This window comes from Frigidibacter sp. MR17.24, assembly GCF_037095655.1.
GTDB lineage: Bacteria > Pseudomonadota > Alphaproteobacteria > Rhodobacterales > Rhodobacteraceae > Frigidibacter.
In genome coordinates this window covers 683800-705635 of sequence record NZ_JBAWKE010000001.1, presented here as the reverse complement: position 1 = coordinate 705635, position 21836 = coordinate 683800, and the positions used below count along the sequence as shown (strand labels likewise).

General features: G+C 71.0%; 21 protein-coding genes. 8 read left to right on the top strand and 13 right to left on the bottom strand.

Annotated features, from left to right (window positions below; genetic code table 11):
- Positions 1–46: 46 nt before the first annotated feature.
- From eda to V8J39_RS03285, 3 genes are all read right to left on the bottom strand, one after another.
- Entirely contained in the window at positions 47–688 is a 642-nt protein-coding gene (gene eda, locus V8J39_RS03295; protein ID WP_336459438.1) for a bifunctional 4-hydroxy-2-oxoglutarate aldolase/2-dehydro-3-deoxy-phosphogluconate aldolase, read from the bottom strand.
- Between the two features lie 246 nt (positions 689–934).
- Positions 935–2740, bottom strand: coding sequence for a phosphogluconate dehydratase (gene edd, locus V8J39_RS03290; protein WP_336459437.1), 1806 nt, complete (start codon positions 2738–2740; stop codon positions 935–937).
- Positions 2741–3161: 421 nt separating this feature from the next.
- A complete protein-coding gene (locus V8J39_RS03285) occupies positions 3162–3824 on the bottom strand; it encodes a PAS domain-containing protein (protein WP_336459436.1) in 663 nt (220 codons plus the stop codon).
- A 460-nt stretch (positions 3825–4284) separates the two neighbouring features.
- Here V8J39_RS03285 and gmk point away from each other — a divergent pair, with 460 nt between their 5' ends.
- Positions 4285–5010, top strand: a complete 726-nt coding sequence (gene gmk / locus V8J39_RS03280) for a guanylate kinase (RefSeq protein WP_336459435.1) — start codon at positions 4285–4287, stop codon at positions 5008–5010.
- Positions 5007–5525, top strand: coding sequence for a gamma carbonic anhydrase family protein (locus V8J39_RS03275; protein WP_336459434.1), 519 nt, complete (start codon positions 5007–5009; stop codon positions 5523–5525). The genes gmk and V8J39_RS03275 overlap by 4 nt, the downstream gene beginning before the upstream one ends.
- A gap of 109 nt (positions 5526–5634) precedes the next feature.
- Here V8J39_RS03275 and V8J39_RS03270 read toward each other — a convergent pair whose 3' ends face one another.
- Positions 5635–6036: a hypothetical protein gene (locus V8J39_RS03270; protein ID WP_336459433.1), complete on the bottom strand. Its 402-nt coding sequence runs from the start codon at positions 6034–6036 to the stop codon at positions 5635–5637.
- Between the two features lie 253 nt (positions 6037–6289).
- On the opposite strand from V8J39_RS03270, the gene V8J39_RS03265 reads away from it, so the two are divergent.
- The 5 genes from V8J39_RS03265 (at position 6290) to V8J39_RS03245 (ending at position 10698) form a co-directional block, all read left to right on the top strand.
- Positions 6290–7327, top strand: coding sequence for an ATP-binding protein (locus V8J39_RS03265; RefSeq protein WP_336459432.1), 1038 nt, complete (start codon positions 6290–6292; stop codon positions 7325–7327).
- Positions 7328–7547: 220 nt separating this feature from the next.
- Positions 7548–8624 (top strand): cytochrome-c peroxidase, encoded by a 1077-nt coding sequence (locus V8J39_RS03260; RefSeq protein ID WP_336459431.1) that lies wholly within the window; start codon positions 7548–7550, stop codon positions 8622–8624.
- 214 nt (positions 8625–8838) lie between these two features.
- A complete protein-coding gene (gene rpe, locus V8J39_RS03255) occupies positions 8839–9528 on the top strand; it encodes a ribulose-phosphate 3-epimerase (protein ID WP_336459430.1) in 690 nt (229 codons plus the stop codon).
- On the top strand, positions 9528–10196 hold the full coding sequence (gene gph / locus V8J39_RS03250) for a phosphoglycolate phosphatase (RefSeq protein ID WP_336459429.1): 669 nt from the start codon (positions 9528–9530) through the stop codon (positions 10194–10196). Before rpe ends, gph begins: the two co-directional genes overlap by 1 nt.
- Positions 10197–10287: 91 nt before the next feature.
- A complete protein-coding gene (locus V8J39_RS03245; RefSeq protein WP_336459428.1) occupies positions 10288–10698 on the top strand; it encodes a TIGR01244 family sulfur transferase in 411 nt (136 codons plus the stop codon).
- Between the two features lie 6 nt (positions 10699–10704).
- Here the strand turns inward: V8J39_RS03245 and V8J39_RS03240 are convergent, their stop codons facing one another.
- From V8J39_RS03240 to cysS, 3 genes are read right to left on the bottom strand one after another with little or no spacing between them, the layout of a single operon-like run.
- Positions 10705–11469: a squalene/phytoene synthase family protein gene (locus tag V8J39_RS03240; protein ID WP_336459427.1), complete on the bottom strand. Its 765-nt coding sequence runs from the start codon at positions 11467–11469 to the stop codon at positions 10705–10707.
- The gene (cimA, locus tag V8J39_RS03235; RefSeq protein WP_336459426.1) at positions 11466–13085 is read right to left on the bottom strand and encodes a citramalate synthase; all 1620 of its coding nucleotides are present in this window, start codon (positions 13083–13085) and stop codon (positions 11466–11468) included. Before cimA ends, V8J39_RS03240 begins: the two co-directional genes overlap by 4 nt.
- 54 nt (positions 13086–13139) lie before the next feature.
- The gene (gene cysS, locus V8J39_RS03230) at positions 13140–14546 is read right to left on the bottom strand and encodes a cysteine--tRNA ligase (protein WP_336459425.1); all 1407 of its coding nucleotides are present in this window, start codon (positions 14544–14546) and stop codon (positions 13140–13142) included.
- A gap of 224 nt (positions 14547–14770) precedes the next feature.
- Here cysS and V8J39_RS03225 point away from each other — a divergent pair, with 224 nt between their 5' ends.
- On the top strand, positions 14771–15190 hold the full coding sequence (locus tag V8J39_RS03225) for an MmcQ/YjbR family DNA-binding protein (protein WP_442902543.1): 420 nt from the start codon (positions 14771–14773) through the stop codon (positions 15188–15190).
- 33 nt (positions 15191–15223) lie between these two features.
- On the opposite strand, the gene lpxB is transcribed toward V8J39_RS03225, so the two are convergent.
- The 6 genes from lpxB to bamA all read right to left on the bottom strand — a co-directional run bounded on the left by lpxB (position 15224) and on the right by bamA (position 21834).
- Positions 15224–16420, bottom strand: coding sequence for a lipid-A-disaccharide synthase (lpxB, locus tag V8J39_RS03220; protein ID WP_336459424.1), 1197 nt, complete (start codon positions 16418–16420; stop codon positions 15224–15226).
- Positions 16417–17244 (bottom strand): LpxI family protein, encoded by an 828-nt coding sequence (locus tag V8J39_RS03215; RefSeq protein ID WP_336459423.1) that lies wholly within the window; start codon positions 17242–17244, stop codon positions 16417–16419. Before V8J39_RS03215 ends, lpxB begins: the two co-directional genes overlap by 4 nt.
- Positions 17245–17258: 14 nt before the next feature.
- Positions 17259–18053: an acyl-ACP--UDP-N-acetylglucosamine O-acyltransferase gene (lpxA, locus tag V8J39_RS03210; protein WP_336459422.1), complete on the bottom strand. Its 795-nt coding sequence runs from the start codon at positions 18051–18053 to the stop codon at positions 17259–17261.
- 7 nt (positions 18054–18060) lie between these two features.
- Entirely contained in the window at positions 18061–18582 is a 522-nt protein-coding gene (fabZ, locus tag V8J39_RS03205) for a 3-hydroxyacyl-ACP dehydratase FabZ (RefSeq protein WP_336459421.1), read from the bottom strand.
- Between the two features lie 122 nt (positions 18583–18704).
- Complete coding sequence (locus tag V8J39_RS03200) at positions 18705–19520, bottom strand: OmpH family outer membrane protein (protein WP_336459420.1); 816 nt, start codon at positions 19518–19520, stop codon at positions 18705–18707.
- Between the two features lie 7 nt (positions 19521–19527).
- The gene (gene bamA / locus V8J39_RS03195) at positions 19528–21834 is read right to left on the bottom strand and encodes an outer membrane protein assembly factor BamA (protein ID WP_336459419.1); all 2307 of its coding nucleotides are present in this window, start codon (positions 21832–21834) and stop codon (positions 19528–19530) included.
- Between the last annotated feature and the right edge of the window lie 2 nt (positions 21835–21836).

The following is a 21836-nucleotide window of genomic DNA, read 5'->3' as shown; positions in this document are numbered from 1 at the left end:
GCCCCGCTGGTCCCGCCCGGCCGCCTGTCCAGCCCGGCCGCGCGGATCAGCCCCGCAAGGCGGCGGCCTCGGCGGCCAGCGCCTCGATCCGCGCCCAGTCGCCGGCCAGCATCGCCTCCTTCGGCGCGACCCAGCTGCCGCCGCAGCAGACCACGTTCCCCAGGCCCAGGTAGTCCATCACGTTCTTCATGCTGACGCCGCCGGTGGGGCAGAAGCTGACCTGCGGGATCGGCGCGCCGATCGCCTTGATCGCCGGGGCGCCGCCCGAGGTCTCGGCCGGGAAGAACTTCAGCATGGTGAAACCCATCTCGAGCGCGCGCATCACCTCGCTCGCGGTGACGCAGCCCGGCAGCAGCGCCAGCCCCTCGTCCTCGCAGGCTTTCACGACGGTCTCGGTCAGACCGGGCGAGACCCCGAAGGTCGCGCCCGCGGCCTTGGCCGCCTTCACGTCCGCCGGCGTTAGCAACGTGCCGGCGCCGACGTGCCCGCCCTCGACATCGGCCATGGCGCGGATGACGTCGAGCGCCGCCGGCGTGCGCAGCGTCACCTCCAGCGCGGGCAGCCCGCCCGCCACCAGCGCCCGCGCCAGCGGCGCGGCATGGGCGACCTCGTCGACGACCAGAACGGGAACGACGGGGGCGAGCCCGCAAATCTCGCGCGCCGCGGCGCTCATCTCGGCAGGGGTCATATCGGCTCCTCAATCACGGGCCGGCCGCGCGGGCCGGCAGGGTCGGAGCCTCCGGCGGGGATATTTGGGCAAAGTCGAAAGCAGCCCGCGCGCGCCCGGCGCCCCGCCAAGCCCTTCCGGGGTGACGGGGCGCCTTCGTCGACTTTGACGGTCATCGGCGTCCCCGCCTGTACCGTGTCCCGAAGCTCGCGCGATCTTGGTTTCGACTTTGTTAAAATATCCCCGCCGGAGGCGGAAAGTTCTTGCTCAGATCACCACCGCCGCGCCTTCGGTGGCGGGGCCGACGGTGCGCCGGAAGGCCTCGAACATCTCGCGGCCGAGGCCGGTGGCATTGGCCGAGAGGTCGGCTGTGACGGGCGCGCGGTCGGCGAAGCCCTCGGCAAGCACGTCGAGCGTGCCCGCGACGGCGTCGACGCGCACGAGGTCGCCGTCGCGCAGCCGCGCGAGCGGGCCGCCGGCCGCGGCCTCGGGCGAGACGTGGATCGCCGCCGGCACCTTGCCCGAGGCGCCCGACATCCGCCCGTCGGTGACCAGCGCCACCTTCAGGCCGCGGTCCTGCAGCACGGCGAGGGTGGGCGTCAGCGAGTGCAGCTCGGGCATGCCGTTGGCCTGCGGGCCCTGGAAGCGGACCACGACCACCGTGTCTTCGGTGAACTCGCCGCGCTTGAACGCGGCCTTGACCGCCTCCTGGTCCTCGAACACCCGGGCGGGCGCCTCGATCACGTGGCGCTCGGGCGCCACGGCCGAGACCTTCATCACGCCCCGGCCCAGCGAGCCGGCCAGCTGCTTCAGCCCGCCCGTGCGCTGGAACGGCTCGGACGCGCGGCGCAGGATCTTGTCGTTGAGCGTCTCGCGCGGGCCCTCGGTCCAGGTCAGCGCGCCGTCGATCAGCTTCGGCTCCTCGAGGTAGCGCGCGAGGCCGTCGCCCGCCACGGTGACGACGTCGTCATGCAGCAGGCCCGCCTCGAGCAGCTCGCCCATCATGTACTGCAGCCCGCCCGCGGCGTGGAAGTGGTTCACGTCGGCAAGGCCGTTCGGATAGACCTTGGCCATCAGCGGCACCGCCTCCGAGATCTGGGCGAAATCCTCGAGGTCGAGGATCACCCCCGCCGCCCGCGCCATCGCCGGCAGGTGCAGCACGAGGTTCGTGGACCCGCCCGTGGCCATCAGCCCGACCAGCCCGTTGACGAAGGCCTTCTCGTCCAGCACCCGGCCGGCGGGGCGGTAGTCGTTGCCAAGCGCCGTGATCGCGGCCGCGCGCTCCACCCCCGCGACGGTCAGCGCGTCGCGCAGCGGCGTGTTGGGGTTCACGAAGCTTGCGCCCGGCAGGTGCAGGCCCATGAACTCCATCAGCATCTGGTTGGTGTTGGCGGTGCCGTAGAAGGTACAGGTGCCGGGCCCGTGGTACGAGGCCATCTCGGATTTCATCAGCTCGTCGCGGCCGACCTCGCCGGTGGCGAACTTCTGGCGCACCTTCGCCTTCTCGTCGTTCGGCAATCCGCTGGTCATCGGGCCGGCGGGCAGGAACACCGCCGGCAGGTGGCCGAAGCTTGCCGCCGCGATCACGAGGCCGGGCACGATCTTGTCGCACACGCCCAGGAAGATCGCCGCGTCGAAGGTGTTGTGCGACAGCGACACCCCGGCCGCCAGCGCGATCACGTCGCGCGAGAACAGCGACAGCTCCATCCCGGTCTGGCCCTGCGTGACCCCGTCGCACATCGCCGGCACCCCGCCCGCGACCTGCGCCGTGGCACCGACCCGGCGCGCCGCCGCGCGGATCAGCTCGGGGAAGCGCTCGAACGGCTGGTGCGCCGAGAGCATGTCGTTGTAGGCGGTGACGATCCCGAGGTTCGGCACCCGGCCCTCGGCCAGCGCCGCCTTGTCGACGCCCATCGCCGCATAGGCATGGGCCTGGTTGCCGCAGGCGAGGTGGCCGCGGGTGGGGCCGGCCTCGGCCGCGCGGGCGAGCCGGTCGAGATACAGGCCGCGGGGGCCCCTCGAACGCTCGCGGATACGGTCGGTGACGGCGGCGATGGTGGCGTCGAGCGGCATCTCGGTCCTCCTGACCCGGCTGGGGTCATGCTCTGGCAGGAACCGGCGATCCGGTCCCAGGGCGCGCGTGTGGGGCCCGTGCGGGCCACCAGGCTAGAATGGGGCGGCACCGGGGCCGGGGCAAGGGCCGGGCCGGGGCCCGGTCCGCTCCGGCGGGGGCCGCCAAGGCAGTGGTCAGCCGATAGTTAGCGGTAACATGAGCCCGAGACAAGAGCCGGCGCCCGGGCCGGAGGCGGGGGGCGACCGGGTCGGGACGGGGGCCGACAGGCCATGCAAAGGTCGCCCGCGGCCGGGGTGCGCACGAGGCGCCGGAACGAGACCGCCCGCCGCGGGGCAGCGGCGGGCGGGCAGGGTGGGCGCACTGTCCTTTCTGGACACCTGACCTTTCGGAAACCTGTCCTTCGCGGAGCCTGTCGCGCGGTCAGTCGCCGATGACGCGGAACATGGCGCGGCGTTCCTCGGGCGTGTCGGGGATCGCGGGCGCCTCGGGCTCGGCCGCCGGCTCGGCCTCGGTCGTGCGGCGGCGGCTGCCGAGGGCGGCGAGGAAGTCGAAGCGCTGCTCGGCGAAGCCCGGCACCTCGGTATAGGGCCCGGGGCGCATCTGGCCGTCCGCGCGGCACTGGGTCAGCCGTTCGCTCGTGACCTCGAACCGGCGCGGGGTGCGCCCGATCGTGCCTTCCGAGGTCAGCACCCCCAGCGCGCGGCTGACGTCGCCAAGGTCGCTCGACAGCGGCAGGATCATCATCTGGCCCTTGATCTCGGGCTTGCCGAAGCCGGTCTCGGCGCTCAGCGTGAAATCGAGCATCGCGGGGCGGCTGAACGCCTCCTCGAGACGCATGGTCACCTGCTGGCGGGCACGGGGGGCGAACATCGCCGTCAGCGGCATGCCGCGGACCTCCATGCCGATCAGCTCGGTCAGATGCGCGCCGGCAACGCGGAATCGCGCCACGGACGGCGCGATCCGTTCCAGGATGAACGCATTGTCCAGCGCGCCCTGAAGCGCGCGCGGGTCGATCTCCGAGCGGGCCGGCACAGCCCGATCGCCGCAGAGATCCCGCCAGTAGTTGCGTACGTTCTCGATCATGCCCAATTTCGTCATCTTTTTCCGAACCCCGGGCCCCGTCCCACGACGGGACGCGGACGCCATTACCTATCACACACCACGCGACGGACCGCCGTCGCAGCGCCTGCCTGACAGAACAAGGCACGCGCGGCTCGGCCCCCGTGTCGGACCGGCTGCTGCACCTAGCGCATGTTCCGCGAGCGATTCAACTTCCGTTAACTCTCCGCGCTGAAGCGTTAACTGGAGATTAATATAGTCGGAAATGGGGCGCTCGCATGTGAATTCTGTACATCTGGTAAATGCTGCTGCCCGATCTATCGGGGGGCGGGCGCGGGCCGCGCGTTGCTTGTGCAACCATCGCGTGTTGCCCGCTTCGGCGGCAGATGCGCAACGGGCTTGACCTCGGCCCGTCCTGCCCCGAAGCAGGGGCCAGACCGCCGCAGCGGACCGTCCCCCACCGAACCCGACAGGCAGAGACCCGATGAGCCCCGAACCGCCGCCCGCCGCCCCGCCATCCGCAGCCCTGACCGACGCGTCCGCGGGCGCGGGTTCCGCCGCCCCGGCGCCGGATGGGCGGCGCAAGGGGCTGCTGCTGATCCTGTCCTCGCCCTCGGGGGCGGGCAAGTCGACGCTGTCGCGCCGGCTGATGGCCTGGGACCCCTCGCTGCGGTTCTCGGTCTCGGCGACGACCCGGGCGCCGCGCGCGGGCGAGGTCGAGGGGCGGGAATATTTCTTCCGCTCGCGCGAGGAGTTTCACGCCATGGTTGCAAACGGCCAGATGCTCGAGCATGCCGAGGTTTTCGGCAATCTCTACGGCTCGCCGCGCGGGCCGGTCGAATCGGCGATGGCCGAGGGGCGCGACACGCTGTTCGACGTCGACTGGCAGGGCGGGCAGCAGATCCGCTCGTCGGCGCTGGGGCGCGACGTGGTCTCGGTCTTCATCCTGCCGCCCTCGCTGGCCGAGCTGGAGCGGCGGCTGCGCGGGCGGGCCCAGGACAGCGACGAGGTGATCGCGGCGCGGATGGCCAAGTCGCGCGACGAGATCAGCCACTGGGCGGAATACGATTACGTGCTGGTCAACACCGATCTCGACCGGGCGGAACGCCAGCTGATCGGGATCCTCGAGGCCGAGCGCGACCGGCGCGACCGCCAGCCCTGGCTGGGCGGCTTCGTGCGCGGGCTGATGACCGAGGAGGAGACGCGATGATCTATGCACTCGAGGGCCACGTGCCCGCGATCGACCCGACGGCCTGGGTGGCGGCCGAGGCCGCGCTGATCGGCAAGGTGGTGATCGAGGCCGAGGCCTCGGTCTGGTTCCACTGCACGCTGCGCGGCGACAACGAGGAAATCCGCCTTGGCCCCGGGTCGAACCTGCAGGAGAACGTGGTCTGCCACACCGACCCCGGCTTTCCGCTGATCGTGGGCCGCGACGTGACGGTCGGGCACAAGGCGATGCTGCACGGCTGCGAGATCGGCGACGGCTGCCTGATCGGCATGGGGGCGCTGATCCTGAACGGCGCCAGGATCGGCGCGGGCTCGCTGATCGGGGCGGGCGCGCTGGTCAAGGAGAACGCGGTGATCCCGCCGGGCTCGATGGTCGTCGGCAGCCCGGGCCGCGTGATCCGCGAGCTTGACGCCGAGCGTCAGGCGAAGATGCGCCACCTTGCCACGCGCTATCAGGCCAATGCCCGGCGCTTCCGCGCCGGCCTTGCGCCGCTCTGATCCCGACACTGATCCCGGCCCTGACCATCGGACCGCACCCGGCGGACCGGGGCCCGAAGCGGCGGTACCGGGCGGTCTGTCCCGCCCGGCGCCGCGCTCGGTGCGGCCCTCAGTTCAGCCGGGCCGCGGGGCCGGCCGCGCGGGGCAGGGGCAGGATGTCGACGTCGATCCTGCCCTCGGTCGCCGCGGCGATCTCGCGCCGGATCAGGCAGGGGCGCGGCACCGACGGCGCGATCAGCCGCAGCTGGCCGACAAAGCCCAGCGCGTGCAGGCGGTCCGCGATCTCGATCCCGTCGTGGTCGCGCCCGACCAGTTCGGCGATCACCAGTCGCGGCTGCAGCGCCGCCAGCATCTCCCGGCTCAGCGACCGGAAGCCGATGGCGCAGCAGGCGCGGCCGAGATCGGCCTCGATCGCCTGCGCGAGGGCGGGCGCAAGGCCCACCAGCAAAGGGCTCTGCGGGGCGGTGCCCCGCAGCGCGATGTCGGCCCATGCCGACTTCAATACCTGCATCGTTGCCCAGAACCTCCCGAGATCAGGCAGCACTCATGTACACATGCAGATCCCAGAGCCCGCGCGTTTCCCCACCCGCGCAGACCCTCCCCATGGAAGCTGCATATATCCTATGACAATCGTGCTGTTCACGCTCCCGTCAAGGGATGTGATGCATTAACTTTGAATGAATACCGTGCCGCTGCGTCGTTTAGACGGCGGCCGACCCGCCAGAACCGCCCGCCGGAACCGCCCAGAGGACACCGACCGACCGATGCCTGACCCCGTCGACAGCCTGCTTGCAGGCGTGCCGCTGCCGCTGCTGCTCGTGGGGGCCGACCAGCGCCTGATCGCGGCCAACACCCCCGCGCAGGCGCTGTTCGGCGCGATCGAGACCGGCCGCCCGCTGGTCACCGTGATCCGCAACCCCGGCCTGCTCGACGCGCTCGACACCGTCTTTTCCGCGGGCACCGCCGTCGAGACGCGGATCCTGCGCACCGGGGCGCTGCACGACCTGACCTATCGGCTGCGGGTCTCGCCGATCGGCGGGCTCGGCCGGCCGGCGGCGCTGATCGCCTTCACCGACACCACCGATCTGGAGAAGATCGAGGAGATGCGCCGCGACTTCGTGGCCAATGTCAGCCACGAACTGCGCACGCCGCTCACCGCGCTGCTGGGCTTCATCGAGACGCTGACCGGCCCCGCGCGCAACGACGCCGCCGCCCGCGACCGCTTTCTCGGGATCATGGCGCGCGAGGCGCAGCGGATGAACCGCCTCGTGCGCGACCTGCTGTCGCTGTCGCGCGTCGAGCAGGAGGAGCGGATGCGCCCGGGCGAGCGCATCGACATCGTCGCGGTCCTGCGCGGCGCCGTCGCGGCCCTGCGCCCGGTGGCCGAGGCCGCCAGCGTCGAGATCGAGATCCTCGGCGGCGAGGGGCCGGTGGCCTTGCCCGCCGATGCCGACCAGATGGCGCAGGTCTTCTCGAACCTCGTCGAGAACGCGGTGAAATACGGCGGCGCCGGCAAGACCGTGACGATCGAGATCACCCGCGACGCCCGCGACCCGGGCCTGCGCGGGCCCGCCGTCTGCTTCGCCGTCATCGACCGCGGCGAGGGCATCGACGAGATCCACCTGCCGCGCCTGACCGAGCGCTTCTACCGCGTCGACGCCCACCGCTCGCGCGAGAAGGGCGGCACCGGGCTCGGCCTCGCGATCGTCAAGCACATCCTCAACCGCCACCGCGGCCGGCTGAAGATCGAAAGCACCCGCGGCGAGGGCAGCCGCTTCACCGTGATCCTGCCCGACCAGTAGGCCGCCACCGGCGATCGGCGCCGACCGGTGTGGCGCTTGAAAAATCCGACCGTTTCGGTCAGTAGCTGCGGGACCAGATCAAGGGGCAGGGATGCCGGGCAGGGACCAGAACAGGGTGCGGAACGCGCGGCCCGCCAAGGGCATCCGCGGGGGGCTCCTTCTCGCCTCCGCGGCGCTCGCGCTGGCCCTCTCAGGCACCGCCCGCGGCGCGGATCCGGCCTTGTCCACGCCCGCGGCGCTCGGCGAGGCGCTGTTCTTCGACACCGGCCTCTCGCTCAACCGCAGCCAGTCCTGCGCCACCTGCCACGATCCCGCGACCGCCTTCACCGACCCGCGCGAGACGGTGGTCGGCCGGCCGGTCTCGCTGGGCGATGACGGCACCTCGATCGGCGACCGCAACGCGCCCTCGGTGGCCTATGCCGCGCTGACGCCGGTCTTCGGCCGCGATGCCGAGGGCTGGATCGGCGGCCAGTTCTGGGATGGCCGCGCCCCCAGCCTGGCCGAGCAGGCCGGCGGCCCGCCGGTGAACCCGGTCGAGATGGGCCATCCCGACCATGCCGCCGTCATCGCCCGGATCGCGGCGAACCCGGCCTATGACGCGGCGTTCCGGGCGCTTTACGGGGCCGATGTCTTCGACGATGCCGAACGCGCCTACCTCGCGCTCGGCCTCGCGATCGAGGCCTATGAGAAGACGCCCGCATTCTCGAGCTTCGATTCCCGCTATGACCGCTGGCTGCGCGGCGAGGCCGAGCTGACCCGGCAGGAAGAGCTGGGGCGGGTGCTGTTCTTCTCGAACCAGTTCACCAACTGCCGCACCTGCCACCAGCTGCGCGACGACCCGATGGCGCCGGACGAGACCTTCACCACCTATCGCTACCGCAATATCGGCGTGCCGCCGAACCCGGCGGTCCGCGCGGTGAACGGGCTGACCGCCATCGACCTCGGGCTGGGGCAGAATCCGCTGCTGACGGGCGACGAGGCCGCGGCGGCGGCGGGCCGGTTCAAGATCCCGTCCTTGCGCAACGTCGCCGTCACCGGGCCCTACATGCACAACGGCGTCTTCGCGGACCTGCGCACGGTGGTGGTGTTCTACAACCGCTACAACTCGCGCGCCGAGGCCGCGCAGACCAACCCCGAGACCGGGCAGCCCTGGGGCGCGCCCGAGATCCCGGGGACGCTGGCGCTCGAGGAACTGGAACAGGGCCCGGCGCTCGACGACAAGCGCATCGACGCGATCGTGGCCTTCCTGAAGACGCTCACCGATGCGCGCTATGAACCGCTTCTGGCCGATCCGTGAGGAAATGGGGCGATCTCTTCGCGCAAGCGCCTGTTTTTCATTCCATAAATCGCGCATCTGACAGGGTGGATGCGGAATGATGCGACACTCCCATAATCGACGTTATGTAAATATTCCATTGATGCGCCGCGCGCAGCCTGCCAGCTACTGGACCAGATGCCCCATGCGGGTTAATCGGCGCTGACCCTGCCGTTTCCTCAACCGGAGCCCCCGGATGTCCTACACGACCTTCGACCGCGGCGTGAAGATCGCGCCTTCGATCCTCTCGGCCGATTTCGCGAACTTCGGCGCCGAGTGCCGCGCCGTCGAGGCGCAAGGCGCGCCCTGGGTGCATGTCGACGTGATGGACGGCCATTTCGTGCCGAACCTCACCTTCGGGCCCGCGACGGTCAAGGCGCTGCGCCCGCACATCAAGGGCGTGATGGACGTCCACCTGATGATCGCGCCGGTCGACGCCTATCTGCCCGCCTATGCCGAGGCCGGCGCCGACGTGATCTCGGCCCATTACGAGGCCGGCCCGCACATCCACCGCACGCTGCAGGCGATCCGCGGCCTTGGCTGCAAGGCCGGCCTCTGCCTCAATCCCGGCACGGCGATCGAACCGGTGGCCTATCTGCTCGACCAGGTCGACCTGATCAACGTCATGGGCGTGAACCCGGGCTTCGGCGGGCAGAAGTTCATCCGCTCGCAGCTGGAAAAGATCGCGGCGCTGCGCCAGATGATCGGCGCGCGCGAGATCCACATCCAGATCGACGGCGGCGTCGCCCGCGACACGATCGCCGAGATCCGCGCCGCCGGCGCCGATGTCTTCGTCGCGGGCAACGCGGTCTTCTCGGGCGGCTCGGTCGACAAGCCGCAGGTCTATGGCGACAACATCGCGGCGCTGGTCGCGGCGGCGGGCTGATGCGGATCGTCTTCGACCTTGACGGCACGCTGATCGACTCGGTGCCGCAGATCCACGCGATCACCAATGCCGTCCTTGCCGAGAACGGTGTCGGGCCGCTGCCGATGGAACAGGTTAAATCGTTCGTTGGCAACGGCTTGCCGGCGCTTCTTGGACAGGTTTGCGAAGTCACCGCTCTCGATCCGACGCCCGCGCGGATCGAAGCGATGCGCGCAAGGTTCGAAGATCTTTACGCAAGCGATTTCAACGGCCTGACGGTCTATCCTGACGTGATGGATGTGCTTTCGCAGCTGCGCGCCGCGGGCCACGCGCTCGGCCTCTGCACCAACAAGCCGAACGGCCCGACGCTGGCGACGCTGCGCCATCTGGGCCTCGACAGCCTGTTCGACTGCGTGATCGGCGGCGACAGCCTGCCGGTGCGCAAGCCCGATCCCGCGCCGCTGCACGCCGCGCTGGACGCGCTGGGCAGCACCGGGCGCATGGCCTATGTCGGCGACAGCGAGGTCGACGCCGATTGCGCCGCTGCAGCTGGTGTGGATTTCCTATTCTTCACAGAGGGATATCTGCGGCGTGAAAAGCAAAGCCTGAAGATCCGAGCCGAGTTTTCGCGCTTCGGCGACCTGCCGGCCCTGATCGCCGCGCTGGCAGCTGGCGACGAAAGCCGTTGAACCGGCCCGGGCTTCGGGCCTAGATCGCGGTCAGGCCAGAGCGCCTGGCAGAGGGCCCGGCACGAGGGCCCGGCAAGAGGGAGAGACCCCGATGGACATCCGCCCCGTGATCGACGGCTTCGCCGCCGCCCCGCAGATCACGATCGACGAGATCCCCGACGCGGCGGCGCAGGGCTACCGCACGCTGATCTGCAACCGCCCCGACGGCGAGGAACCCGGCCAGCCGAGCGCCGAGGAAATGCGCGCCGCCGCCGAGGCCGCGGGAATGAGCTTCCACTACCTGCCGGTGTTCCCGGGCGGCTTCTCGCAGGATCTCGTGGCCGAGATGCGCGACCTGCTCGACGGGGCCGAGGCGCCGGTGCTGGCCTATTGCCGGTCCGGCACGCGCTCGACCTTCCTGTGGGGCCTGTCGCAGGCGGGGCTGCGCCCGGCGCCCGAGATCCTCGCCGCCGGCGCCTCCGCGGGCTATGACCTGCGGCCGATCGCGCCTGCGCTGGGCTGACCGGGGCTAAACCCGCCCGGTCAGCACCGCGCGCAACGCCTTCCAGCGACGCGAGAATTCCGACAGCCCCAGCGAGCCGGCCGTGATCCGGGCCGGCTCGCGCAGCGCCTGGCGCAACACCGCGCCGGCCCCCGCGGCCGGCCAGAGCGCCGGCTGCGCCGCGCCCGGCAGCCGCGGCATCGCCCGCGCCCTGTCCAGCGCCGCAAGGCCCGCCCGGGCGAGGTCTGCCGCGGCCTCGGGGTGAGCCGGCAGCACCTCCCTGCCCCGCGCCGTCAGCTCGGCCAGCGCCGTCAGCCAGTTCGCCGCGCCCAGCGCGCGCCCGACCGCGGCCCCCTGCGCCGGATCGCCGCCAAGTGCGGCCACCGCCGCCGCCATCACCCCGCCCGACGTCGCATCGATATGCGAAAGCAAGGCCTCGGAATCGTTGAAAGGTTCGTTCCAGGCATCGCGCTTGCGCGCCTCGGCCGCCGCGACCAGCGGCGCGACGTCCAGCCCCCGCGCGGCGATCATCGCCGCCAGCGGCCCCGCGACTTCGTGATGCGGCGGCACCGCGCCGGCCGCGGCGCGCTCGACGGTGTCGATCCACCATTGCAGCCGCATCTCGGCCACCATCGGCTCGGCCGAGACGAAGGGCGCGCGCGCGATCTCGAGGTTGAAGGCATAGAGCGGCCAGAGCACCGCCTGTGCCGCCGCGGGCGCGGCATGGGTGGCATGGGCGCGGGCGGGGTCGCCCTCGGTCACCAGCCGGCGGCAGGCCTCGACATCGCTCATGCCGCGCGGCCCGCGCCGGCGACCGCGGCGTCGCGCACCAGCTTCCAGTTCACCGCGTCCAGCAGCGCCTCGAACGAGGCGTCGACGATATTGGCCGAAACGCCGACCGTCGACCAGCGGTGGCCGGCCGAATCCTCGCTGTCGATGATCACCCGGGTCACTGCCTCGGTGCCGCCCTGGGTGATGCGCACCTTGAAGTCGACAAGCTTCATGTCTTCGACAACATCCTGATAAGGCCCAAGATCCTTGGCCAGCGCATTCCACAGCGCGTTGACGGGACCGCGATCGTTGCCCTCGGCATCCAGCGATTCCGACACCGACAGCATGGTCTGCGCGCCGATGCGCAGCACCACCACCGCCTCGGACAGGGTCGCCGTCCGGCGCCGCTCGACGGTGACGCGGAAGCGCTCGATCTCGAAGAACGACGGCATCAGCCCCAGCGCCCGCCGCGCCACCAGTTCGAACGAGGCCTGGGCGCCGTCATAGGCATAGCCCTGATCCTCGCGCCGCTTGATCTCTTCGAGGATGCCGCCCAGCCGCGCGTCGCCGGGTTCGACCGCAAGGCCCATCGCCGACAACCGCGCGCGCAGGTTCGACTGCCCGGCCTGGTTCGACATCGGGATCACCCGCTCGTTGCCGACGGTGGCGGGATCGACATGTTCGTAATGGCCCGGATCCTTCAGGATCGCGCTGACATGCAGCCCGGCCTTGTGCGCGAACGCCGAGGCGCCGACATAGGGCGCGCTGCGCAGCGGCACCCGGTTCAGGATGTCGTCAAGCTGTCGCGACAGCCGGGTGAGACCCGGAAGCGCATCGACGGAAACGCCGATTTCGTAATGGCTTGCGAACGGCTCCTTCAGCAGAAGGTTAGGGATCAGCGTCGTCAGGTTGGCATTGCCGCAGCGCTCTCCCAAGCCGTTCAGCGTGCCCTGCACCTGCCGCGCCCCGGCCTCGATCGCGGCGAGCGACCCGGCGACGGCGGTGCCGCAGTCGTCGTGGCAATGGATGCCCAGCCGCTCGCCCGGGATGCCGGCGGCGATGATCTCGGCGGTGATGCGGCCGATCTCGGCCGGCAGCGTGCCGCCATTGGTGTCGCACAGCACGATCCAGCGCGCGCCCGCGTCGAGCGCGGCGCGCAGGCAGGCCAGCGCGTGGTCGCGGTCGGCCAGCCAGCCGTCGAAGAGATGCTCGGCATCGAACAGCGCCTCGCGGCCCGATGCGGTGACATGCGCGATGGAAGCGGCAATGTTTTCAATGTTTTCCGCCGGGGAAATCCCCAGCGCGTGGTGGACCTGGCCGGCATGCGACTTGCCGACCAGGCAGACCGCCGGCGTGCGCGCATTCATCACCGCCGCCAGCACCTCGTCATTCTGGGCCGACCGGCCCGAGCGCTTGGTCATGCCGAAGGCGGTGAAGGTGGCGCGGGTGCGCGGGCGCTGCGCGAAGAACTCGCTGTCGGTGGGGTTGGCGCCGGGCCAGCCGCCCTCGATATGGTCGATGCCCAGCGCGTCCAGGGCTTCGGCGATGCGGATCTTCTCGGCGGTCGAGAACTGGACCCCCTGAGTTTGCTGGCCGTCGCGAAGCGTCGTGTCATAGAGATAGACGCGCTGTTTCATTCCTCATCTCCCATCTGAACTTCTGCCTGAATACATCTGATATAGCTCAGACAATCAGCGAAGTTCATCCACCTTCTCAGCCTTGAAATCCGGGCCCGGCAGCAGCTCGACCCCGGCTTTCGACATCCGCACCTCGACCCCTGCCGCGACCAGCGCCGCCTTCAGCGCATCGACCGGCGCGAAGTCCTTCGACGCCATCGCCGCCGCGCGCAGATCCGCAAGCCGCGCCGCCAGATCCGACAGGTCGACCTCGGGCGCCGCCGCCCAGTCGCCCATCCCGGGCAGCAGCAACCCCATCAGCCGGGCCGAGGCCACCAGCGCCGCAAGCTCCCCCGCCGCGGCAAGCGCGTGCAGCTCGGCAATGGCGCCCGCCGTGTTGAGGTCGTCGCCCAGCGCGGCGAGGACCGAGGGCGCCGCGCTCGCCGCGGGCTCGATGCCCGCGGTGAGCGCCCGCCACTTGCGCAGCGCGGCCCCGGCCTGGGATGCCTTCTCGGCCGTCCAGTCCATCGGCTTCGAATAATGCGTGCCAAGGAACACCATCCGGATCACCTCGCCCGGGACGCCCTTGTCCAGCAGGTCGCGCACGGTGAAGAAATTTCCAAGCGATTTCGACATCTTCCGCCCCTCGACCATCAGCATCTCGTTATGCATCCAGGTCGTGGCGAAGCCCTCGCCGGGGTGGGCGCAGCAGCTTTGCGCGATCTCGTTCTCGTGGTGCGGGAACTGCAGGTCGATGCCGCCGCCGTGGATGTCGAAGGACGCCCCCAGCAGGCCGCGCGCCATCGCCGAGCATTCGATGTGCCAGCCCGGGCGCCCGCGGCCCCAGGGGCTGTCCCAGCCCGGCAGCCCGTCGTCCGAGGGCTTCCACAGCACGAAATCCATCGGGTCGCGCTTGAACGGCGCGACCTCGACCCGGGCGCCCGCGATCATGTCGTCGACCGAGCGGCCCGAGAGCGCGCCATAGGCCGGGAACGAGCGCACGTCGAACAGCACGTGGCCCTCGGCCGCATAAGCATGGCCGCGCGCGATCAGCTCGGTGATCATCGTCACCATCTCGCCGATCCAGTCGGTCGCCCGCGGCTCGGCCGAGGGGCGCAGCGCGCCCAGCGCGTCCATGTCGGCGTGGTACCAGCCGATCGTCTCTTCGGTGCGCTGGCGGATCAGCTCTTCCAGGGTGCCGGGCGCGCCGGCCTCGCGCCGGGCGAGCGCGGTCGCGTTGATCTTGTCGTCGACATCGGTGAAGTTGCGCACGTAGCGCACGCTGTCGGCGCCGTAGACGGCCCGCATCAGCCGGAACAGCGTGTCGAACACCACCACCGGGCGCGCGTTGCCCAGGTGCGCGCGGTCGTAGACGGTGGGGCCGCAGACGTAGATCTTCACCTGCCCCGGCTGCACCGGGGTGAACGGCCGCAGCTGGCGGCTCTTGGAATCGTGAAGCCTGATCTCGATGCTGCGGTCCATGCGGCCGTTCTCCAAATCGCGCGCGGGTTGCCCTGCCATCGGCGGGTCACCCGGTTGTCCTTGCGAAGAACGAGGGAACGGCCCGCCTGACGTCGTCAGCGGGTAATGCAGATGATCAGGGTGATCCGCGCCTGTTCCATGCCACGCCCCATAGCCGCGCCGCGCCGCCCGGGCAAGCGAAATCACCGCTCGCGGCGGATCGCCCGCCGTGGCAGGCTGGCGCCATGACCGATCCCGCCGCCCTGCCCGGCCCAACGTCGGACCAAGCATCCGGCCCGACGTCGGGCCCGTCCCCGGACCCGCTGCGGGCCCGGATCGGCGCGATCTGCGCCGCGATGCCCGGGGCCGTGCTGGAGCATCCCTGGGACGGCGGCCACGACGCCTGGAAGCTGGGCGGCAAGATCTTCGCGCTGGTCGGCGCGCGCGGCACCCATGTCAGCGTCAAGACCGACAGCCCCGAGACCGCGGCGATGCTGATCGAGGCCGGGCTGGCCGCGCGCGCGCCCTATCTGCACCGCTCCTGGGTCGCGGTGCCGCTCGGGGCCGCCGAGGACGAGCTGGCGCACCGGGTCCGCGTCAGCTGGCGGCTGATCCGCGCCGGTCTGCCGAAGCGGCTGCAGGCCGGGCTGCCGGAGGCGCCCTGATCGGTTTCCCTGACCGGTTCCGGCTGTGGCCGGCTAGAGCCGCGAGAGCACCGAGCGGGCGGCGCGCAGGCCCGGCGGCTCGCCGCCCTCGCCCAGCCGCTGCATGGTCAGCGCCATCGCCTCTTCCTGCGCCGCGCGTGCGGGGCCGGGATCGACGAGCGCCGCCAGCGCCGGGGCGATCGCCTCGGGGCGGCAGGCGCGGCCCAGGAATTCGGGCACCGCGCGGGTGTCGGAGACGAGGTTGACCAGCGTCACCGTGTCGATCTTCAGCAGCATCCCGATCAGCACCCGGCTGAGCGGCGCCATGTCATAGGCGATGACCATCGGCACCCGGTTCGCCGCCAGTTCCAGGCTGACCGTCCCCGAGGCCGCGAGCGCGAGATCGGCGGCGGCGAAGGCCGCGCGCTTGTCCTCGGGCGTCTCGACGATGATCGGCGCCACCGGCCAGCGCGCCGACATCTCGCGCACCATGACCGAGACGCCGCGCACCGTCGGGAGCACCACCCGCATCTCGGGCACCCGGTCGCGCAGCCGCATCAGGCTTTCGTCGAACCGCGCCGCCAGCCGCGACACCTCGCCCTTGCGCGAGCCCGGCAGCGCCAGCACCAGCGGCGCGTCGGGGGCGATGTCATGGGCGGCGCGGAAGGCCGCGACCTCGGCCGCGTCGGCGCGCGGCTCGCAGACCACCGGGTGGCCGACGAAATCGCAGGTCATGCCCGCGGCTTCCATGTAGGGCGGCTCGAACGGCAACAGCGCGAGGACATGGTCGACCGCGGTCGCCATCTTCATCGCCCGTCCCGGGCGCCAGGCCCAGACCGAGGGCGCGACATAGTGGATCTGCCGGATCCGGCCCGTCTGGCCCCCCGTCCCGCCCGCCTGGGCCGCCCGCACGAGGCGCTGGACGCGCAGGCCGAAATCGGGGCTGTCGATGGTGATCAGCGCGTCGGGCGCGCGGGCCAGGCAATCGGCGGCGGCCTCGGCGATGCGGGCCTTCAGCTGGCGGTACTTCGGCAGCACCTCCCAGATGCCCATGACCGAGAGTTCCTCCATCGGGAACAGGCTCACCAGCCCCTCGGCCTCCATCAGCGGGCCGCCGATGCCATGCACCTCGACCCCGGGGGCGAGCGTGCGCAGCCCGGCGATCAGCGCGGCACCGAGCCGGTCGCCCGAGGCCTCGCCCGCGATGAGGTAGATCCGCGGGCCGGTCGCCCCGGGCGCGGGCGCGGTCACGGCTGGCGCGACCACAGGAACAGGCCCGCCTTCTCCGCCTCGGCGATCATGCCCTCGCGGTCGATGCACAGCACGCCGCCGGCCTCCCAGACCACGCCGCCAAGGCCGGCCTCGGCCGCCTTGCGCACGGTGATCGGGCCGATCGCGGGCAGGTCGACGCGGCGCTCCTGCCCCGGTTTCGGCGCCTTGTAGAGGATGCCCTTCGCGCCGGCCGGATCGGGGCGCGTCACCAGCGCCTGCGTCGCGCCGACGAAGTCGAGCATCGCGTCGGTCCCGGGCAGCGCCTCGATCGCGAGGCACAGGCCCTGCGCCACCACCGCCGACTGCCCGACATCGACCGAGCCGAGCGCCTCGACGATGCCCGCCGCGCGCGCGGCGTCGCGCCGGTCGCCGTCCGAGGGCGCGCCGGTCAGCAGGCCGGCCCCGGGCACGAGATCGGGGGCGACGTCATGGGCGCCGACCACCTTCAGGTCCCATTCCTCGAAGATCGCGATCACCTCGCGCAGGGTGGCGTCGTCGCCGTCCTGCATCGCGCCCATCAGCCGCGGCACCAGCTGCGCGGTTTCGGGGTCGAAGCTGCGCAGGTCCAGCTGCGGGCGCCGCGCGGCGCCGCCGAACACCACCCGGCCGACGCCGCGGCGCGTGAGTTCATTGAGGAACGGCACCAGCCGCTCGACCCGGAACTCGATCTGGGCGCCGCCCTCGATCTCGGTCGGGAAGCCTTCCAGCTGGCAGACCACATAGGGTTCGCCGCGGGCGTTCAGCGTGCGGGCAAGAAGCGACGGCAGGGCACCGGTGCCCGAGATGATGGCGGTTTCGGACATGGATCTTCCGGGCCTTACTGCGGCGTGAGGAAACTGCGGTCGGACGGACCGAGAATGAACGCAAGCACTTCGGCCGCGAGGGTGCCCGGCTCGGCCGTCTCGGCCGCGGCGCGGGCGCTTTCGCGGAAATTGCCCTCGGACAGGCGCTGGTACAGCTCGCGCAGGGCGACGATCTGCGCCCGATCGGTGCCGCGGCGCTTGAGCCCCACGAGGTTCAGCCCGTCGAGATGCCCGCGCGGCCCCTGCACGAGGCCATAGGGCAGCACGTCCGCGGTGACCATCGACACCGCGCCGATGATCGCGCCGCGCCCGATGCGCACCCACTGGTGCACCCCCGACAGCCCGCCGACGATCACGTCGTCCTCGATCACGCAATGCCCGGCGAGCGCCGAGTTGTTGACCAGGATCACCCGGTCGCCGACCTGGCAGTCGTGCGCCACGTGGCTTCCGGCCATGAACAGCCCGTCGTCGCCGACGCGGGTGACCATGCCGCCGCCCTCGGTGCCGGTGTTCATCGTCACGTGTTCGCGGATGCGGTTGCGCGCCCCGATCACCAGCCGGCTTTCCTCGCCCTTGAACTTCAGGTCCTGCGGCACCTCGCCCAGCACGGCGAACGGGAAGACCACGGTGCCCTCGCCGATCTCGGTGGTGCCGGTGACCACGGCGTGGTTGCGGATCACCACGTCCCGGCCCAGCGTCACCCGGGCGCCGATCAGCGCCAGCGCGCCGACCTCGCAGCCCGGGCCGATCACGGCGCCGTCTTCGACCACGGCCGAGGGGTGGATCCTTGCGGTGGGATCGATCGCCATCGCGGTGTCAGGCTCCCTGTGCGGACGCGAGGTCCATCATCGCGGTGAACTCGGCCTGGCAGGCCAGCTGGCCATCGACGGTGGCGCGGCCCTCGAACTTCCAGATCTTGCCGCCGCCGCGCTTGGCCACGACATGCAGTTCCAGCACGTCGCCCGGCACCACCTTGCGGCGGAACTTGCAGGCGTCGATGCCCATGAAATACACCAGCATGTTCTTGTCGGCGAGATCCATCGACACGCCGACCATCACCGCCGCGGTCTGCGCCATCGCCTCGACGATGGTGACGCCGGGCATGATCGGGGCGGCCGGGAAGTGGCCCTGGAAATGCGGTTCGTTGAAGGTGACGTTCTTCACGCCCGTGGCCGAGACCATGGGAACGATGTCGCGCACCTTGTCGATCAGCAGGAAAGGGTAGCGGTGCGGGATGATCCGCTGGATCAGGTGGATGTCCGCCTCGGTGGGCCTGTCGACCGGCTTCGCCGCCGCGGCCGCGCCCGTCTCGAGGGTCTGAGCGTCGGTCTCGGTCATGACAGGTCCTTTCTGGTGCCCGCGGTGCCACGGTGGGCGGGGTCGTTACGGTCGGGTCTTGCTAACAATTCGGGTCGGGAAGGGCAAGCCGCGCGCCATGCCGTGGCCGCCGCGCCGCCCCGTCAGGGCGGCGGCGCCGCGCCGGATGGCGGCGGCGCGGCCGGTGCTTCCGGCGGCTGCTCCGTGGACTGGCCGGTGGGCTGCCCGGTCGACTGATCGGCGGGCTGCTCTGCGGACTGGCCGGCGGGCTGCTCGGTGGACTGGCCGGCGGGCTGATCCCCCTCGTCGGGGTTGGCGCTGCGCGGCGGGCCGTCGCCCAGCCGGGCGTCGACCGCCTGCACCGCGGCATCGGTCACGTCGAGCGAGTTCAGCGACAGCAGCACCACCCGCGCATCGACGATCGCCGCCGCGCCGCGCTGGCGCAGCAGGTCGCGCAGCGCCGGCACCGCGGCCGAGAAGAAGGCCCGCCGCTCGGCGTCGCGGCGGCTGGTCAGGGCGCGGGCCTTGGCCTCCTGCGCCTGGCGGATGCCCACCACGCGCTCGTCGAAGCTGTCGGCGGCGGCGCGGAAGCTGTCGGCGGGCATCGTCGGGCGGCGGTCGGCCAGGCTGCGCTCCTCGGTGGCGAGATCGCTTTCCAGCCGCCGGTTCTCGGCCTGCAGGTCGGCGGCGTCGGCGTCGAATTCCGCCTGCACGCGCCGGCCCCAGCGGGACTGGGTGAACAGGCGTTCCTCGTCGAGGATCAGAAGCGGCGCGGGGGCTGCCGGTGCCGGCCCGTCGACCGCGGCCCCGAGCGAGAAGGCGCCCGAGCCGAAGTCGACCGACTGCGCCGCGGCGCCGGGTGGCCGCAGCGGCCAGAGGGCCGCGGCAGCGACCAAGGCGCTGGCGACCAGGGCGGTGGCGATCCCCCCGCCCCGGTGGAACCTGGCGCGCAAGGCCATGGCCGGATCAGAACTGGGTCGAGACCGTGAGGTCGAAGTTCTGTTCCTTGTCATAGTCTTCCTTGGCCAGCGCCTTCGAGAAGTTCAGGCGCAGCGGCCCGATCGGCGTGTCCATGAAGACCGAGAAGCCGGCCGCGGCGCGGATCTTGGCGCTGTCGTCGACAAGCCCGGTGCCATCGCCCGAGGTCAGGCCGCCGTCGTTCTGGTCAAGCCCCCAGACCGAGCCGATGTCGAGGAACAGGCCGCCCTTGATGCCGTATTCCTCGGGCAGGCCCAGCGGGAATTCGGCATCGAACTTCGCCACGGCATAGTAGTTGCCGCCCAGCGGGTCCTCGTTGTCGACCTCCATGTCGCGCGGGCCGATGCCACGGCTTTCGAAGCCGCGCATCTGGCTGCCCCAGAACCGGTCGGTGACCCGGCTGTCATAGCCGCCGAAGGTGTTGAACGCCCCGCCCTCGAGCCCGGCGCGCAGCGTCCAGTCGCCGTTGAACACCTCGCGGTCGGCCACGGCCGAGGCCGAGGTCTTGATCGCCTTCACGTCGCCGCCAAGGCCGTAGAACTCCTGCCCGAAGGACAGTTTCAGCCCGCGGTCGTTGGCCAGGCCCGAGCGGCGGCTGTCGTAGTCGATCGAGTACTTGACGCCGAAGCCGTTGGTCTTGCCTTCCTCGTCGTGCAGGATGGCCGAGCTGTCCTCGTCGACGCTGTAAAGCTCGTTCTGCTTGGCCAGCAGGCCGACCTCGGCGCGCATGGTCTCGTTCAGCGGGAAGCCGAAGGTCGGCTCGATCCCGATGAGGTCCATCGAGTAGTCGGCATTGTCGTTGTCGTAGGTGCGGTAGTAGGCGTCGAAGCCCGCCGACAGGTCGCGCCCCAGGAAGGCCGGCTCGCGGAAGCTGATGCGCGAGGTGCCGCTGGAATTCGTCGTGTTGATCGACACGCCCAGATACTGGCCGCGGCCGAGGAAGTTGCGTTCCGACAGCGACAGCGCGACGCCGGCGCCGGCATCGACGCCGTAGCTGAAGCCGAACGAGAGCGAGCCGGTGGGCTGTTCGGTCACGTTCACGTCGACCAGCACCTGGTCGGCGGCCGAGCCCTGCCGGGTGTCGACCGAGCTGCTGGAGAAGAACCCGAGCGCGCGGATGCGCTCGGCCGCCTGGCGGATCTCGGTCGGGTTGAAGGGGTCGCCCTCGACGGTGCGGAACTGGCGCCGGATCACGCGGTCAAGCGTGGTGGCGTTGCCCTCGATGTCGATGCGCTCGACGAAGATGCGCGGGCCGCGGGTGACCTTGAAGGTCACGTCCAGCGTCTGGGTCCGGGGGTTGCGCACGATCTGCGGCTCGATCCGGATGAAGTCCATGCCGTTGCGGGTGGCCATGGCCTCCATGCGGGCGATCGAGTTGTCGATGCCGTTGGGCGAATAGGTCCCGCCTTCCGAGATGCGGATGCCCTTCTGGAACATCGCGGCATCGACGCCCGGGATCTCGGAGGTCACGCCGACATGGCCATAGGTGTACTTCAGGCCTTCGCGGACGTTGTAGGTCAGGAAGAAGGCGCCGCGGTCGGGGGCGAATTCGTTCGCGATCCCCAGCAGCTGGAAGTCGATGTAGCCGCGCGAGCGGTAGAAGTCGGTCAGCAGCTGGCGGTCGAGGCCCTGGCGTTCCTCGGAATAGGTGTCGCGCTGAACGAAGGTGCGCAGCAGGCCCGCCTGCTTGGTCGACAGGACCTCGCGCAGGCGGCGGTCGGAATAGGCGCGGTTGCCGGTGAAGGCGATGCGCTCGACCTCGGTGATGCGGCCTTCCGAGATCTCGAACACCAGGTCGACGCGGTTGCCATCGCGGCGGATCACCTTCGGGGTGACGCGGGCGTTCGGGCGGCCGGATTCGGCATAGGCCTGAGCGATGGTCGCGGCGTCGGATTCGGCGCGGGCGGCGACATAGGGGCCCGAGGATTTCGACCGCACGAGCGAGGTCATCTGCTCGTCCTTGATCCGGGCGTTGCCCTCGAAGGCGACGGTGTTGATCACCGGGGCCTCGGCGACGCGGATCACCAGCGTGCCGCCCTGCGGCGCAAGCTCGACCGTCTCGTAGAGGCCCGACTCGACCATGCGGCGGGTCGCCTCGTTCAGCTGCCCGGCCGAGACCGGCTGGCCGGCCGCGATTCCGGACTGGCTGGCGACGGTGCCGGCATCGATGCGGGTGTTCCCCTCGACCCGGATCGACGAGAAGCTGTATTCCTGCGCATAGGCCGGAGCGTAGATCGTCGTGGAAACGATTGTCGTGGAAAGGAAAATCGCCGTCCCGGTCAACAAGGACCGCAACG